Here is a 15,072-nt window from a genome sequence, read left to right as displayed (position 1 = left end):
GCCGGCGCCTCCGCGGCCCGGCTCACTTGGATGCCTGGTAGGCGTCAACGACCTCTCGCGGATCGCCGTCCATCTTGAGGTTGCCGTGATCGATCCAGATCACGCGCGTGCACGTATCCATGATCGATCGCATCGAGTGGCTCACGAGGAACACCGTGCCCGCCTGCTCTCGAAGCTCGCGGATCCGCGCCTCGCTCTTGGCACGGAACGCCTTGTCGCCCACCGCGAGGGCCTCGTCGATGAGCAGCACCTGATGATCGCGAGACTGAGCGATCGAGAAGCGCAGCCGGGCCTGCATGCCGGAGGAGTACGTCTTCATCGGCAGGTCGATGAACTCCTCGAGACCGGAGAACTCCACGATGTCGTCGTAACGCTCGCGGATCTCCTTGGGCCTGTGCCCGAGCGCGAGACCGCCGAGCATCACGTTCTTCTCGCCAGAGAGGTCGGAGATCAGCGCGGCGTTGACTCCGAGCAGGGCAGGGCGGCTCGCCGCGTAGACGGCTCCCGAGGTGGCGGTCGTCAGGCCCGCGATCGACCGCATCAAGGTCGATTTGCCGGAGCCGTTGTGCCCGATCACGCCGATGCTCTCGCCCTCGTGCGCCACGAACGACACGCCCTTCAGCGCGTGGACCACGCGCACGCCGCGCTGTCGGGTCATGAGCGCGCGCTGATTCCTGGCGGTCTTGCCGGACGCGTAGGCCTTGTAGTCGACGTGCAGATCATCGACCACCACCGTCAGGGCGGGCGCATCGGGGTCAGTCGTGGCCATAGCGCTCCTCCGCCCTCCAGAAGAACACCACTCCCACGACGAAGGCGAGGAGGGACCCGACCCCCACGGCGATCCAACCCCCGTACGCGAGCGGCGGCGATCCCTCAACGGTGAACTGCCTGACGAGCGTGATGAAGCCGTGGACGGGATTGAGTTGAGCCACGGCCAGGATCGTCGGCCGATCCTCGAGCACCGCCTCGAGCGAGTAGAAGATGCCGCTGGAGTAGAACAGCACACGCGTCACCAGCGGGATGATCTGCGTCACGTCACGGACGTGCACGGTGAGCCGCGCGGCGATGAGGGCGATCCCCGCGTTGAACATCGTCATGAGCACCATCACCGGGACGACGAGCAGCCACTCCCACGTGACCGGCTCACCGAAGATCACCAGGATCAGCCCCATCACCGCCAGCATGGGGATCAGCTCGAAGACCTGCTGGATCACCTGTGAGACCGGCAGCAGCATGCGGGGGAAGTTCAGACTGCGCACGAGCGACGAGTTGGACGTGATCGACTTGGCGCCCGCACTGAAGGTCTTGGAGAAGAACTCGAAGATGAAGATGCCCACGACGAGGAACGGGATGAAGTTCACCCCGGGACGCGTGTCACGGGACAGGATCAGGCCGAAGATCGTGCCGAAGATCACCGCGAGCAGGATGGGGCGGAGCACCACCCAGCCGAGGCCGAGCCGGTTCTCGCCCAGCGTGGCCTGAATGCGGAACCGTGCCAGCGAGACTGCGAAGTGGCGCGTGGCCCACAGGTCCTTGAGGTAGGCCGGGAGCGGCGGTCGCGCCCCTACGCGCTCGAGCCCCGCTTCACGGGCCAGCGCACCGTAGTCAGTCTGACTCACTCTGCTCCTTCACGGATCCGTCATCGCCCGTGGAATCCACCGCGACGGCGGCGAGGACTGACCAAACCTAGCAAACAGCCGGTTCCCCACGAGACCTGGGTCAGGGGGATCACGCCGAGCAGGCGCAGCCGGGCCGAGCGGTCCAGCTCGCCGGGAGACAGTGCGGCGGCGCCCACCCACAGCGTGTACGCGGCCACGGGCGTCAGCGCGACGACGAGCGCCGCGACGCGCGCGCCGCCGGACACCGCGGGGGCCACGAAAGCGGCCACGATCGCCGCGCCGATGCCGACCACGAACAGCGGCGGCACCAGGTATCTCACCGACACGCGGTCGGGCATGCGCCGCATCAGCTCGCCTCGCCAGTGCCCGGAGGCGAAGAACTGCTTGGCCAGCGCGCGCACCGTCGAGCGGGGCCGGTACACGACCTCGATCTCGGGGACGAACCACACCGTGCCGCCGTCCGTACGCAGCCGCTGGTTCAGTTCCCAGTCCTCTCCGCGCGACAGCGTCTCGTCGAAGCCCCCGGCCTCCAGCACCGCATCGCGCCGGAACACGCCCAAGTAGGCGGATTCGGCCGGCCCGGACTCCCCGCCCACGTGATAGATGCCCCCGCCGAGACCGGCGCGCGAGTTGTACGCCCACGCGACGGCACGTTGAAAGGCGGTGAGGCCCTCGGCCCTCATCCGGCCGCCGGCATTGACGGCTCCGGAGTCGGCGAGAGCCGCCACCATCGTGCGGGTGTAGTGGGGCGGCAGCACCGAATGGGCGTCGACCCGCACCACGACATCGTGCGTGGCGGCCGCGAGCCCCAGGTTCATGGCGATCGAGATGCCGTTGCGAGGGTTCTCGATGACCGTGATCTCCGGGTGAGCGGAGGCGAGCTCGTCGATGATGGCGTCGGTCCCGTCGGTCGAGGTGCCGCGCACCAGGAAGACCTCAGGGTCCTCCACGTCCTCCTGCGCCAGGATGCTCTCGACGGTGGCCCGTACGTAGAGCTCCTCGTTCAACACGGGCACTACGTAGGACACCGTCATAGTGTCCTGTCCCACCACGTGCACCTCGCGAAAATCGGAGAATGGGCCGCTTCGCACGCCCGTCGAGTTCGATGAATTCTAGTGGATGCGCTGCACACGCATGCGCGGGCCGCCCTCACACCTGGGCGAGCGCCGCGAGCAGCGCATCGTTCTCCGCCCGTGTGCCGATGGTCACGCGCATGCCCTCGCCGGCGAACGGGCGCACCAGAACCGCAGGCTCCTCCGCCGCGAGCGCCTGAGCGATGGCGCCCGTGCGCTCGCCCGCGGGCAGCCATACGAAGTTGCCCTGAGCGTCGGGGACGTCCCAGCCGGACTCGCGCAGCGCATCGGCCACGCGGACCCGCTCGGCGACCACGGCCTCGACGCGTGCGAGCAGTTCGTCGCGCGCACCCAGCGATACGAGCGCGGCTGCCTGCGCGGGCGTGGAGACGGAGAACGGCGTGACGCACGCGCGCACCGGCGCGATGAGCGACTCGGATCCCGCGACGTAGCCCACGCGCAGCCCCGCGAGTCCGTACGCCTTGGAGAACGTGCGCGCGATCAGCAGGTTGGGGTGCCTCTCGAGCGCCGCAAGGCCGTCCACCGTGGCGTCGTCGCGCACGAACTCGACGTAGGCCTCGTCGAGCACCACCAGCACCCGCCGGGGCACCGCCGCCATCAGGCGCTCGAACTCCTCCAGACGCACCGACGGCCCCGTCGGGTTGTTCGGCGAGCACAGCAGCATCACCCGCGTGGCGTCCGTCACCGCCGCCGCCATCGCCTCCAGGTCGTGGCGAGCATCGGCCGTCAGGGGAACCGTGACCGGCGTCGCACCCGTGACCGCAGTGAGGATCGGGTACGCCTCGAAGCTGCGCCACGGGAAGATCACCTCGTCGCCCAGCCCCGCATACGCCTGGAGCACGTGCTGCAGCGCGGCCACCGAGCCGCCGCCTGCCGCGACCGACGTCGCGCTCAGCCCCAGGTGCTCCGCGATGCGCTCGTGCAGCTCCACAGCGAACATGTCGGGGTACCGGTGGGCGATCTCGCCGGCGCCCGCGATCGCGGCCGCGACGGACGGCAGCGGCGGATACGGGGTCTCGTTGGAGGAGAGCTTCACGGGCGGCAGGCGACCGGCCTCGCCGCGAGCGCCGGGAACGTACGCGGGCAGCGCGGCGATCGCCGGCCGGGGGCGGGGAAGATTCATGTGCCCAGCATGTCAGGTGTGCCAGAATCGTCACCATGAAATTTTTGGCTCAAGTGGCGGTCACCGCGGTCGCCGTGTGGATCACCTCCCTGCTTCCGCTCGACCTGGAGGTCTCCGGAGGCGAGGCCGAGTGGTGGACCCGTGCGCTGGCCTACCTCGGCATCGGCGCGGTGATCGTGCTGCTCAACAAGATCATCAAGCCGATCCTGTCCGTGCTCGCGCTGCCCATCACGGTCCTCACCCTGGGACTGTTCGCGCTGGTGATCAGCTGGTTCATCCTGTGGCTCACGGCGTGGCTGTCCTCGTTCATCGACTTCATGACGCTGTCGGTCGGCGGGTTCTGGCAGACGCTGCTCGCGGCGATCGTGATCGGCATCACCTCGGCGATCATGGGCGCCATCGTGGGGGCCAACCGCGACTGAGGCCCTCCGCGCCTCCTACGGCGTCCGCCGCGCCGATGCGCGCGAGGGCCGGCGGGTGCGCCCGCCTGGGCGCTCGGCGAAGGTGGGTGCGTACTCCCGCCGCGACGCGACGCCGTCGCCCAGGAACGCTCCCGCCCCGGTGCGCCACGCGGTCATGGACCCGTGGAGCGACGCATCGGCGGCGCGCCCCGCAGCCGAGTAGCTGGAGACGAGGTGGGCGGACACCAGCCCGGTTCCGGCCGCCGCGAGAGCAGGATCCTGGGCGGCGCGCAGGTCCGCGACCACCGTGGTGATGTGCGGCAGGTCGGGAGTGCCGCGGCCGTCGAGCTGATGCACCACCTCCTGCTCGCTCGACAGGTGCAGGTATTGGATGTCGTCGCGATGCCCGATCCGGTCCACCGGCGATCCGGCCGTCACGACATGGGTGATCGCGAACTCTTGGCTCTCGTCCGCCGCGACCGTCGCCGCGACGATGCCGCCCTGGCTGTGGCCCACCAGCATCACGGGCTCGGTGGGCAGCACGCCGGCGGCCCGCATCGCGTCCCGCACCAGTCGCGCCGTGTCGGTGTCGCCGCCCAGCACGCCCACGGCATTGGTGCGGTTGTCGAATGGCGAGCCCGACGTGACGGAGAGGTCCTGGGTGCCGGGGATGCGCACCACGTGCGACCGCGACCCGTCCGGACGGGCGATCGTGTCGATCGCGACCGCGCCATCGCCGCCGAGGGGCACCTCGTCGATCCCCGCCACCAGGTCCGAGACCCCCGTGGGGGCCGGGCGCTCCAACGCGCTGCCGATGCGCGGCACGGCGCCCGTGTAGCGCGGCTCGTCGCCCATCCACTCGAGCGTTCCGAGCAGCGCCGCGAGCGACCCGGCCGTCGCCTCGTACTGCGTGGGCAGCGGTCCGCGCGGAGCGTCGAGGAGGCCCAGCGCCGTGCCGACGGTGCGGCCGTTCAGATAGCCGGTGGTGCGCGGGGGAGCGCCCGGCAGCACCGCATCGCCGATGCGGTCGCGGCCAAGCGCGGCGCTCGCCAGCCCCATCGGGCTCGCCTTCCACGCGATCCCGAGGTTGATGCGCGCAGAGAACTGGGCCGTGTCGACGAGGTCGCCTGCGGCACGGCGCCACCACTCTGCGGCACCGATCCGGTGCTGTGCCGCGCCCTCCGCCTCGTCGTAGGCGCGCGCGACCGTCGCCAGCCGGCCGCCCGCATCGGCCAGCTCGGCGGCGACTGAAGCCGCGCCGCCGGCGCCGTGCAACGCGTCCCCCACCCCCGCATCGGCCGCCTCAAGGGCGCCCCGCACTGCGGGGAGCGCGTCCGCCAGCGCGCGCTCGAGCCAGAACGCAGCCATCCGCAGCTGATGCGCCGCCTCGTCCACCTCGGAGGCCGCGCCCTCGAGCGCCCAGCTCGCACGCTCCAGGTCCTCGGTGAGCGCGGCGTGGCCGCCGGCGCCGCCGCCGATCGCGATGGGGGGAGCGGCATCGGCGCTCACTGCCCGTGCATCCACGCGAGGGTGCGCGCGCGGTGCCAGTCGTCGCGCGCCCAGTCGACCGCGACCATCAGGCGCCGCACCTTCACCTCCATCTCCGCGAGCTCCGACCGGTACGCCGCGGCGGCGGTCGACACCCACTCCACGTCTTGCGCGCCGGCGAGGGACGCGAGCGCGCGGGACATCGCGGCGTGCGCCTGGTCGAGCGGGTGCGCAGGGAGCAGCAGCTGCGGTGGTGACGCGGCGTCAATCGCGGCGATGGCAGCCTCGGTCATGGGTCGACGCTAGAACCGTGGCCAGCCGCCGTGCGGAGCCGCCGGGTCCGGGCTGTGGATAACGGCCGGTCCCGCGCGGGGGTGCGCGTGGAACAATGGTCGCCGTGACTGACTGGAACCCCTCCGCCCTCGTGCCCCTCACCGACGTGGAGCCCGCCATCGCGCTGGGTCCCCTCGATGGCCGCTACCGCCCCGTGGCCGCGCCGCTCGTCGACCACCTCTCGGAGCCCGCGCTCAACCGCGCACGGCTGCACGTCGAGGTTGAGTGGTTCATCCACCTCTGTTCGACGGACGCCGTTCCCGGCGTGCGCGCGCTGACGGACGACGAGGTCGCGCTGCTGCGGTCGATCCCCGCGACCTTCGGCGCCGCAGAGATCGCCGAGCACGCCGAGATCGAGAAGGTCACGGTCCACGACGTCAAGGCCGTCGAGTACTTCATCAAGCGCCGCCTCGAGGGCACGTCCCTCGAGGGCCTCAGCGAGTTGGTGCACTTCGCGTGCACATCGGAGGACATCAACAACCTGTCCTACGCGCTGATGGTCAAGGGCGCGGTTGAGCAGGTGTGGATCCCGGCCGCCACCTCACTGGTGGCGGACATCGCGGACCTCGCGCGGTCCGCCAAGGCGGCGCCGATGCTGTCGCGCACCCACGGCCAGACCGCCACCCCCACCACGCTGGGCAAGGAGATCGCGGTCCTCGCGCACCGGCTCGAGCGCCAGCTCGCGCGCGTGCGCGGCCAGGAGTTCCTGGGCAAGATCAACGGCGCGACCGGCACGTTCGGCGCACACACCGCCGCCGTGCCCGGCACCGACTGGATCGAGGTGTCGCGGACCTTCGTCGAGGGCCTGGGGCTCACCTGGAACCCGCTGACCACGCAGATCGAGAGCCACGACTGGCAGGCCGAGCTGTACGCGGACGTGTCGAGGTTCGGGCGCGTGCTGCACAACCTCGCGACCGACGTGTGGACGTACATCTCGCTGGGCTACTTCGCTCAGGCCGCCGCGAAGGGGTCGATCGGCTCGAGCGCGATGCCGCACAAGATCAACCCCATCCGCTTCGAGAACGCCGAGGCGAACCTCGAGATCTCGGCCGCACTGTTCGACACGTTGGGCGCCACGCTCGTGACCTCGCGGCTGCAGCGCGACCTCACCGACTCGACGTCGCAGCGCAACATCGGCGTCGCGTTCGGCCACTCGCTGCTCGCGATCGACAACGTGCGCCGCGGCCTGAAGACGCTGACCGTGAACGAGGCGCCGCTGGCGGCGGACCTCGACGCCTCGTGGGAGGTGCTCGCGGAGCCCATCCAGTCCGCGATGCGCGCCGCCGCGATCGCGGGCGTGCCCGGCATGGAGGACCCGTACGAGCGGCTCAAGGACCTCACCCGGGGCCAGGCCATCGACGCCGAGGCCATCCGCACGTTCGTGGGTTCACTGCCGCTGCCGGCCGAGACGTCTGCGCGGCTTGCGGCGCTCACGCCCGGCTCCTATGTGGGCCTCGCGGAGCAGCTGGTCGACGACTACCTGCGCTGAGCCACCCTCCCTGCGCGCCATGAGGTGCTCAGTGCCCAAAACGGCTCGATTTGGGCACTCAGCACCTTCCAGCAGTCGCTGAGTGCCGAAACCGGGACTCGATCGGCACTGAACGACTGCCAGGACGCTCTAAGCGGGCCGCACCTGGTCGCCCACGGCGATCGCGCCCGGCGTCACCACGTCCAAATAGACCGCCACGCGCATGTCGCGCGTCTCGCCCAGCGCCTTGAGCCACCGAGTACGCGTGTCCACGCCGTCCTGCGCCAGATCGATCGTGCGGCAACGCTCGATGCGCCCGGCGGGGCGCAGCACCGCCTCGCCTATCCGCACGTCGCCGGCCCAGCCCTCCTCCTCGAACGGCTCGGAGGTGGCGACCACGATGTTGGGGCGCAGCCGGCGCGGGTCGGCGTCGACGCCCAGCTCGCGAGCGCACCACTCCAGGGTCGCGGTGCCGATGAGCGACACGGCGCCGTCGTCGAAGTGCGGCACATCCGTCTCGGGCGCCACCGCCACCGGCGCGGCGAGCACGTCGCTCAGCCACGCATCGAGCTCCGGCTCGCCCACGAGCCCGTGCCGCCCGCCCGGGCCCGAGATCACCACGCCCGCGTCCTCCGTCCGGGCGCGGAACTCGAAGACCCCGTCGCGGCGCACCAGCCGCTTGGTGTTCTTGCCCGAGGCGAGGCGCGACTCAGCGTCTCTCACCGCGTAGGCGCGATCCCCCTCGAGGCCGCGCACATCCAGCGCGACGGTCTCCAACGACTCTCCGCCCATCGACTTCACGGGGTAGCGGCGCAGCGTGGTCACGTGCATGCGGTCAGGCTATCCGGCCGATGCGCGGGCATGAGTGGCGGGCACGGGCGCCAGCGGTCGGTCGTTAGGGTGAGCGTGACCATGGACGACCACGCAGATAACCGCGCTGCCGCGCCCAAGCCGGCCCCCGCATCGGCCGCGCCGACCGCCCCGGAGCATGCGGACGACAAGCCGAGCCGCCGCCGGCTGCGCGCCGAGGTCGTCATCGTGCTCGGGCTGTCGCTGGGGTACTACGCGATCACCGCCGCGCTGCGGCTCGTGGAGCGCTACCTCGCGGAGCCGGCGATCGGCCAGCAGTCGACGCAGCTGAACCCGTCGCGCTCGGACATCGACTACCTGGACCTGATCCAGCAGGTGGTGCGGCAGCTCTATCTGCTCATGCCCGTGGCGCTGGTGCTGTTCCTGCTGAGCGCGGGGGGCAAGAGCGCGCTGCGACGCCTGGGGATCACGGGACACGAGCGCTCGGCGTGGCGAGACCTGGGGATGGGGCTGGTGCTCGCGGCCGTGATCGGGCTGCCGGGGCTCGCGCTGTACGCCGCCGGGCGCGCGATCGGCCAGACGGTGCGCATCGACACATCGGGACTGCCCGACGCGTGGTGGGCGGCCACGATCCTGCTGTTCTCGGCCGCGGTGGCGGGCATTCTGGAGGAGACCATCGCGGTCGGCTACCTCGTCACCCGGCTCAAGGACATGCGGTGGTCGGCGACCTCGGCGATCGTCGCATCGGCGCTGCTGCGCGGCGCGTATCACCTGTATCAGGGCTGGCCGATGGCGCTCGGCAACGTCGTCATGGGCCTGGTCTTCGCGTGGTACTTCCATCGCACAGGCAGGCTCGGGCCGCTGATTCTCGCGCACTGGACGCTCGACGCGGTGTCCTTCATCGGCCCGGAGCTGGTGCCCGAGGAGTGGCTCGTCGAACTCGGCGTCGCCTGATCTCGCGACCCGACTCATAGACTCGCCCCATGGCCGCGGACACGACTGCGCAGGAGCCCCCTGCGACCGACCCGCTGGCCGGCGTCGTGATCCACGACGAGCCCGAGACCAGGGTCCACCGTGTCTCCGACCTCTTCGCGGCCAGCGGCACCGTCGTGGGGCTCGTGCTGGTGCTGCTGCTGGGCGCCTACAGCCTCGAGACCACGCAGGGCTTCACGGAGGATGTGCGCGGAATCTCGCGGCTGCTGCAGCGCCTGCTGGTGGCTCCGGTCAACATCTTCTCGGGCGTCGTGACGCTGATCGTTCCCGCAGCCGTGATCATCGACCTCGCGGTGCGCCGGGAGCCGCGACGCATCCTCGAGGTGCTGGGCGCGGCCGTGCTGGCCTTCATCGCGACCGTGGTCGCGGTCATCACCACGCGCGAGTTCGGCGCCCCCGAGCTGGTGTCGAGCCTGTCGGTCCGGGGCGTCGAGGGCGATCTCATCATCCAGCTGCCGGCGTATCTGGCCGCGGTGTCCGCGATGCTCACCGCCGCTGGGCTGCGCACCACTCGCCGCGTGCTGTCAGTGTCGTGGTCGCTGCTGTGGATCGCCGCCGCCGTGGGCGTGATCTCCGGCATCGTCACGCTTCCCGCCGCGATCACCGTGGTGCTGATCGGCCGCGTCACGGGACTGCTGCTGCGATGGGCGCTCGGCTCCACCGCCGACCGCGCCTACTCCGAGGCGCTGGTCGACGGGATTCGTCGCGCGGGCTTCGAGCCGCGTCGCCTGGTGAGAGCCGATGCGCGGGGCGCCTACCAGCCGGCCGACGTCGACGACGTCTCCGCGGCCATCGGCCGCACCCGCTCGGGGCGCGTCTACGCGGTCACCACGGTCGAGGGCCACCACCTCATCGTGAACGCCCTCGACGGCGACCAGCACGCCGCCGGCTTCTTGGCGAAGCTCTGGGGAACGATCCGGTTCCGCGGCGTCGACGCTCGGGCCGAGATGAGCCTGCGGCACACCGCCGAATCGACCTCGCTCGCCTCCCACGCCGCGCGTACCGCCGGGGTGCGGACCGCGCGGGTGCTCGGCATGAGCCAGGCGCGCGACACCATGATCACCGTCTACCAGCGACCCGTCGCCTCGCGCGCCCTGTGCGACGCGGATCCCGACGAGGTCACGGACGCGGTGCTCGACGCCATCTGGGCGGAGGTGAGCCGCGCGCACGACGCCGGCATCGCCCATCGGGCCCTCAGCGCTCACACGATCCTCGTGGGGGACGACGACGGGACCGGCGAACCGGTGGTCTGGCTCACCACGTGGGAGATGGGCGAGGTGGCGGCGTCGCGGCTGTCCCGCCGCATCGACGACGTGCAGGTGCTCGCCGCGACGGCGGCCATCGTCGGTCCGGGTCGCGCGGTGGCGGCCGCCTTCCGAGCGCTCGACGAAGACGTGGTCGAGCAGGTCGCGCCGCTGCTGCAGTTCATCGTGCTGCCGCGCGAGACGCGGCAGGCGGTCAAGGCCCACGACAAGCTGCTGCCCGAGCTGCGCACCCTCATCGTCCAGCGCATCCCCGACGCGAGCACCGAGCAGCAGAACATCGCGCGGTTCGGGTGGCGCACGGTGTTCACCGTCGCCGCGGCGGTCATCGCCGGTGGAGTGGTGCTCGCCGGCTTCAACGCGCAAGAGGTGCTCGCGGCGCTGCGCGAAGCGAACCTCTGGTGGATCGGCGGGGCGTTCGGCTGGTCGCTGCTCACGTTCATCGGCGCCGCCCTCGCGATGCTCGCCTTCTCGCCCATCAAGCTGCCGTGGTTCCGCATAGTGATGGTGCAGGTCGCCGCCGCGTACATCGCGCTCGCCGTGCCCGCGGGCGTGGGCCCCGCGGCGCTGAACCTGCGCACGCTCACCAAGCGGCGGGTCGCGGGTCCCATCGCCGTCGCGACCGTGGCGCTCGTCCAAGTGAGCGCGATCGTCGTGACGGTGTTGGGCCTGTTGCTGCTCACGCTCATCACCGGCTCGGAGGGCACGCTCGCCGCGCTGCCCTCGTCCGCGGTGCTGCTCGGCATCGGCACGGTGGCCGCAGTGGTCGCCATCGCGCTGCTGGTGCCCGCCGTCCGGCGCTGGTCGTCGGCGAAGGTCATGCCGCCGCTGCGCCAGACCTGGCCGCGGCTGGTGCAGGTGCTCGGGCAGCCCACGCGGCTGATGCTCGGGCTGGGGGGAAACCTGCTGCAGACCGGCGCGTACGTGGGCGCGTTCTATTGCACGCTCCAGGCCTTCGGTCAGGACCTCGCCGTCATCGACGTCGCCGTGCTGTTCTTCCTCTCGAACGCGGCGGGCGCGATCGTCCCGACGCCCGGTGGTCTGGGCGCGGTCGAGGCGGCGCTGATCGCCGGCCTGCTCTCGGCGGGCATTCCCTGGTCCGTGGGCACGCCGGTGGTGATCATCTATCGGTTGATCACGTACTGGGCCCGGGTGCCCATGGGCTATGCCGCGCTGAAGTTCCTGCAACGCAAGGGCGAGCTCTAGCCTTGCCCGCGAGGCCGGGTGGCCCGTCCGGGTGGCGAGAAGGGCCCGGCCCCGCCGCTCTCATCGCGGCGGAACCGGGCCCGGGGACCCGCCGGGGCAGCGTCAGCCGTTGACGCCCACGATCTCGGTCATCTCGAGGTCGACCACCCCTGAGTTCCACACCGCGCCGCCCATGTAGTCGACGGCGTGGATGGCACCGGAGGCCGGCTCCGTGACGAAGGCCATGCCCTGGATCACGATGAGCGCGGGGTGCGGCGACTGCCAGTCCTCCGGGACCTCCCACTCGTCGATGACGTCGATGCTGCGCACCACGTCCCCGGTGGCCGGGTCGATGACGCGCAGCGCGCCGTCCGTGCCCAGCGCCAGGGCCTCCCCGGCCGTGCCGCGGGCGAGGCCGCGCCAGGTGTACTCGGCGTCGGCGCCCTCGAACGGGTCGATCACGGTGATCGACTCGTCCGCGACGTCGATGAGCGTGGCCTGGGTCAGGCCGATGCCGCCCTCGGGGTCGGTCTTGTAGTCGCCGAGCACCACGTCGGAGCCGTCGACCGAGTAGGCGTTGCCGATGCGGCCAAAGTCATCCGGGGCCGCGATCTTGTGCACGTCGCCGCCGTGGAACGCCAGCACGCCGTCCTCGCAGCCGGTCATCATGTACGCCTCGCCGGATGCGCTCGTGAACGCCGTCTCGCCGTGCAGGCCGGGGCACTGGTCGCTCGAGGCGATCACCTCGTCGTCGGCGTTCAGGATCATGGCGGCGTTGACGTCGTCCTCGCCACCCTCCGTCACCAGCATGGTGCCGTCCGTCGCCGTCGCGGCGACTCCATGGTGGGCCGACGCCGCGCTGTACTCGCGGACCGCATGCACGTCGCCGTGCTCGACCATCTCCGTCCACTCGCCGGTCTCGATCACCGTGACCTGACCGGTGCCGTCGTCGAAGAGCGTGGTCAGGCCGTCGTGGACCACCACGTGGCCGGGAGCCTCCGCCTCGACGATCACGTCGTGCAGCACCGGCTCGGAGGTGAAGGAGTGGCCGTGCTCGCCGTGAGCGTCGGTCCAGGTTCCCGTGTCCAGCACCGACCAACCGCCCGCGGTCGAGACCACCACGTGACGCTCATCGCCAGCCGGGGCGATCCGGTTGAACCCGTCGAGGTCGAGAGTGCCGACCACCTCGAGGCTGCGCGCGTCGATCACCGCGATGCCGCCGTCGTAGGTGACAGCCAGCCTCGGGGTGGCGCCGGCCTGCTCGACGGCGTCGCTCTCGCCCTCGTAGTCGTCTTCGACCACCTGCTCCTCTTGAGTCGTGGCGGGAGCGGCGGTGGGCGTCGCCGAAGCTTCGGCGTCGGCCTCCGTTCCGCACGCGGACAGCAGCAGCGCCAGCGCGGCACCTCCTGCCACGGTTGCCACTCGGGCTGGCCATGCAATGGGGGTCATGTGAATCCTGGCCCCGCTGTGGGGCGACCTTTCGTCTAGAGATGGGGACCGGCGACGGTGCCGGGATGGCGCTTCGTTGCGCTCCTCGGTGACTGTACCCGTTCATGATAATGATTACCACTCACTGAGTCGGCGCCGGGGAGCACCCATCCACGAACGCCACCGTACCGAATCGAGGGCAGCCGCACATCGCGGTTCTACACTCGGCCCAGGAGGGGGTGCGATGATCGACGCCGGCGTCGCCGCGTACGTACTGCTGCTTGGCGCAGTCGCCGCATTCAACCCGTGCGGCTTCGCGCTGCTGCCCGCCTACATCACCGTGATCGTCACGGGAAGCGCCGATGCAGGGGTCACCCGCGCGGTCGCGCTGCGGCGGGCCGTGGGGTTCGGGCTCGCGATGACGCTGGGCTTCATGGCGGTGTTCACCGCGTTCGGCCTGCTCTTCGGCGCCGTCAGCCTTGGCCTGCAGGGTTCGGTGCTTCCCTACGTGTCGTACGTGACCATCGTGATCGGTGCGGTGCTGATCTGGCTCGGGATCGTGATGCTCCGAGGGGGGCAGCTGCGCGGGCCCGGGCTCCGGGTGTCGAGCGGCGCTCCCCGGCGCGCGTTCTGGTCGCAGGTCGGATACGGCGCGTCGTTCGCCGTCGCCTCGCTCAGCTGCACCATCGGGCTCTTCCTCGCGGTGGTGGCGCACGCCCTGTCCGCGACGAACCCCGTCGGCGCAGTCGCCCCGTTCGTGATCTACGGGGCCGGCATGGGTGCCTCGGTGCTGGCGATCTCCATGCTCGCCGCGGTAGCCGGCGCGGCCGCCGCCGCGGCGATGCGCCGCCGCACCCCGCTGCTCATGCGCATCGGCGGCGGCCTGATGGTGGCGGCGGGTCTGTACGTGCTGGTGTTCGGCCTCGCAGAGGTGCTGCCCCGGCACGGCGTCGACGCGCTGAACCCGGTGCTCAGCTCGACGGCGCAGTGGCAGTCGGGGATGGGCTCCTGGATCGAATCGTGGGGCACCACGGCGCTGGTCGTGTTCGTGTCGGCGATCGCCATCGCGACTGTGGCGATCCTGATCGCGGCGCGGCGCAAGGAAAGCGGCTCCGCGGTCGCGGACCAGGCCGTCGCTTCACCGGACGCCCCTGGCGCTTCGATAGGAGTCGCCGACTCGTCGACCCTCGACTCGATCCGCCGGGCAGCCCGTCGCGGCTGAGAGAAACCGCGGCCGACGGCGTGCGCCTAGCTGCCGGCCAGCTCCTCGGCCCGCTCGAGGATGTCCTCGGCCTTGAGGCCGGCGCCCGCGCGGGTCCCGGTGCCGTCATCGTTCACGAACACGAACGCCGGCTGCTGGAGCACTCCGAACGCCTCCCAGATCGCGCCATCCATGTCCATGACGTGCGTGACGTCTCCGGTGCCGGTCCACTCGAGGAACTCCTCCATCGCACCCACGTCGTCGCTGCGGCCGGCGATCCCGACCATCTCGACGCCCTCGGGGAGCTCGGCGATGGCCTCCGACACGTGCTCCTTGCCCTCGACCATGCAGGTGGGGCACCACGGGGCCCAGAACCACAGGATCACGTCCCGTCCGCGCAGCGTCTCCCCGTCGAGGGTGCCACCGGCGACCGTCTCGGCCTCGAAGGCGAAGGGGCTCTCGGGAGCGGCGGGTTCGCTGGGCGAGGGCGACGGCGTGCCGGCCGCCGCGGACTCAGCGACTCCCGGCTCGGACGCGTCGGCCTGCGGGGCCTCGGCATCGGCGCTCGCACACCCGGCGAGCGCCAGGCCCGCCGCCATCATCCCGGCAGTCCACTGGAAACCTCTGCGCATGCTGTCCTCCTCGACGCTGGCGCGGGCGACCCCGC

14 protein-coding genes are annotated in these 15,072 nt (G+C 71.2%); 5 read left to right on the top strand and 9 right to left on the bottom strand.

All coding sequences use genetic code 11. The features are described from left to right. Positions 1-22: 22 nt before the first annotated feature. The 4 genes from ACNI14_RS10255 to hisC form a co-directional block, all read right to left on the bottom strand. Positions 23-769 (bottom strand): ABC transporter ATP-binding protein, encoded by a 747-nt coding sequence (locus tag ACNI14_RS10255; RefSeq protein WP_420519928.1) that lies wholly within the window; start codon positions 767-769, stop codon positions 23-25. After that, positions 756-1,619, bottom strand: coding sequence for an ABC transporter permease (locus tag ACNI14_RS10250; RefSeq protein ID WP_420519927.1), 864 nt, complete (start codon positions 1,617-1,619; stop codon positions 756-758). Before ACNI14_RS10250 ends, ACNI14_RS10255 begins: the two co-directional genes overlap by 14 nt. Positions 1,620-1,639: 20 nt before the next feature. Next, on the bottom strand, positions 1,640-2,668 hold the full coding sequence (locus ACNI14_RS10245; RefSeq protein WP_420519926.1) for a glycosyltransferase family 2 protein: 1,029 nt from the start codon (positions 2,666-2,668) through the stop codon (positions 1,640-1,642). Between the two features lie 100 nt (positions 2,669-2,768). Next, on the bottom strand, positions 2,769-3,836 hold the full coding sequence (hisC, locus tag ACNI14_RS10240) for a histidinol-phosphate transaminase (protein ID WP_420519925.1): 1,068 nt from the start codon (positions 3,834-3,836) through the stop codon (positions 2,769-2,771). A gap of 35 nt (positions 3,837-3,871) precedes the next feature. Between hisC and ACNI14_RS10235 the strand changes: the two genes are divergently transcribed. Further along, complete coding sequence (locus ACNI14_RS10235) at positions 3,872-4,258, top strand: phage holin family protein (RefSeq protein ID WP_420519924.1); 387 nt, start codon at positions 3,872-3,874, stop codon at positions 4,256-4,258. A 15-nt stretch (positions 4,259-4,273) separates the two neighbouring features. Here the strand turns inward: ACNI14_RS10235 and ACNI14_RS10230 are convergent, their stop codons facing one another. Further along, positions 4,274-5,746 carry a PGAP1-like alpha/beta domain-containing protein gene (locus ACNI14_RS10230; RefSeq protein WP_420519923.1) on the bottom strand — a complete coding sequence of 491 codons (1,473 nt, stop codon included), beginning with the start codon at positions 5,744-5,746 and terminating at the stop codon, positions 4,274-4,276. Further along, on the bottom strand, positions 5,743-6,018 hold the full coding sequence (locus tag ACNI14_RS10225; protein ID WP_420519922.1) for a hypothetical protein: 276 nt from the start codon (positions 6,016-6,018) through the stop codon (positions 5,743-5,745). The genes ACNI14_RS10230 and ACNI14_RS10225 overlap by 4 nt, the downstream gene beginning before the upstream one ends. 95 nt (positions 6,019-6,113) lie before the next feature. Between ACNI14_RS10225 and purB the strand changes: the two genes are divergently transcribed. Continuing rightward, a complete protein-coding gene (purB, locus tag ACNI14_RS10220) occupies positions 6,114-7,547 on the top strand; it encodes an adenylosuccinate lyase (RefSeq protein WP_420519921.1) in 1,434 nt (477 codons plus the stop codon). Between the two features lie 129 nt (positions 7,548-7,676). On the opposite strand, the gene ACNI14_RS10215 is transcribed toward purB, so the two are convergent. Then, positions 7,677-8,357: an MOSC domain-containing protein gene (locus ACNI14_RS10215; protein ID WP_420519920.1), complete on the bottom strand. Its 681-nt coding sequence runs from the start codon at positions 8,355-8,357 to the stop codon at positions 7,677-7,679. Positions 8,358-8,438: 81 nt separating this feature from the next. On the opposite strand from ACNI14_RS10215, the gene ACNI14_RS10210 reads away from it, so the two are divergent. Then, positions 8,439-9,290 carry a CPBP family intramembrane glutamic endopeptidase gene (locus tag ACNI14_RS10210; RefSeq protein WP_420520117.1) on the top strand — a complete coding sequence of 284 codons (852 nt, stop codon included), beginning with the start codon at positions 8,439-8,441 and terminating at the stop codon, positions 9,288-9,290. Positions 9,291-9,319: 29 nt separating this feature from the next. After that, positions 9,320-11,797 (top strand): flippase-like domain-containing protein, encoded by a 2,478-nt coding sequence (locus ACNI14_RS10205; protein WP_420519919.1) that lies wholly within the window; start codon positions 9,320-9,322, stop codon positions 11,795-11,797. A gap of 102 nt (positions 11,798-11,899) precedes the next feature. Here ACNI14_RS10205 and ACNI14_RS10200 read toward each other — a convergent pair whose 3' ends face one another. Then, on the bottom strand, positions 11,900-13,225 hold the full coding sequence (locus ACNI14_RS10200; RefSeq protein ID WP_420519918.1) for a hypothetical protein: 1,326 nt from the start codon (positions 13,223-13,225) through the stop codon (positions 11,900-11,902). A gap of 223 nt (positions 13,226-13,448) precedes the next feature. On the opposite strand from ACNI14_RS10200, the gene ACNI14_RS10195 reads away from it, so the two are divergent. Then, entirely contained in the window at positions 13,449-14,426 is a 978-nt protein-coding gene (locus ACNI14_RS10195; RefSeq protein WP_420519917.1) for a cytochrome c biogenesis CcdA family protein, read from the top strand. Positions 14,427-14,452: 26 nt separating this feature from the next. Here the strand turns inward: ACNI14_RS10195 and ACNI14_RS10190 are convergent, their stop codons facing one another. Further along, positions 14,453-15,037 (bottom strand): redoxin domain-containing protein, encoded by a 585-nt coding sequence (locus ACNI14_RS10190; protein ID WP_420519916.1) that lies wholly within the window; start codon positions 15,035-15,037, stop codon positions 14,453-14,455. Positions 15,038-15,072 lie beyond the last annotated feature (35 nt).

The organism is Demequina pilifera, from assembly GCF_048814985.1.
GTDB lineage: Bacteria > Actinomycetota > Actinomycetes > Actinomycetales > Demequinaceae > Demequina.
This window is presented reverse-complemented; position numbering and strand designations above follow the sequence as displayed.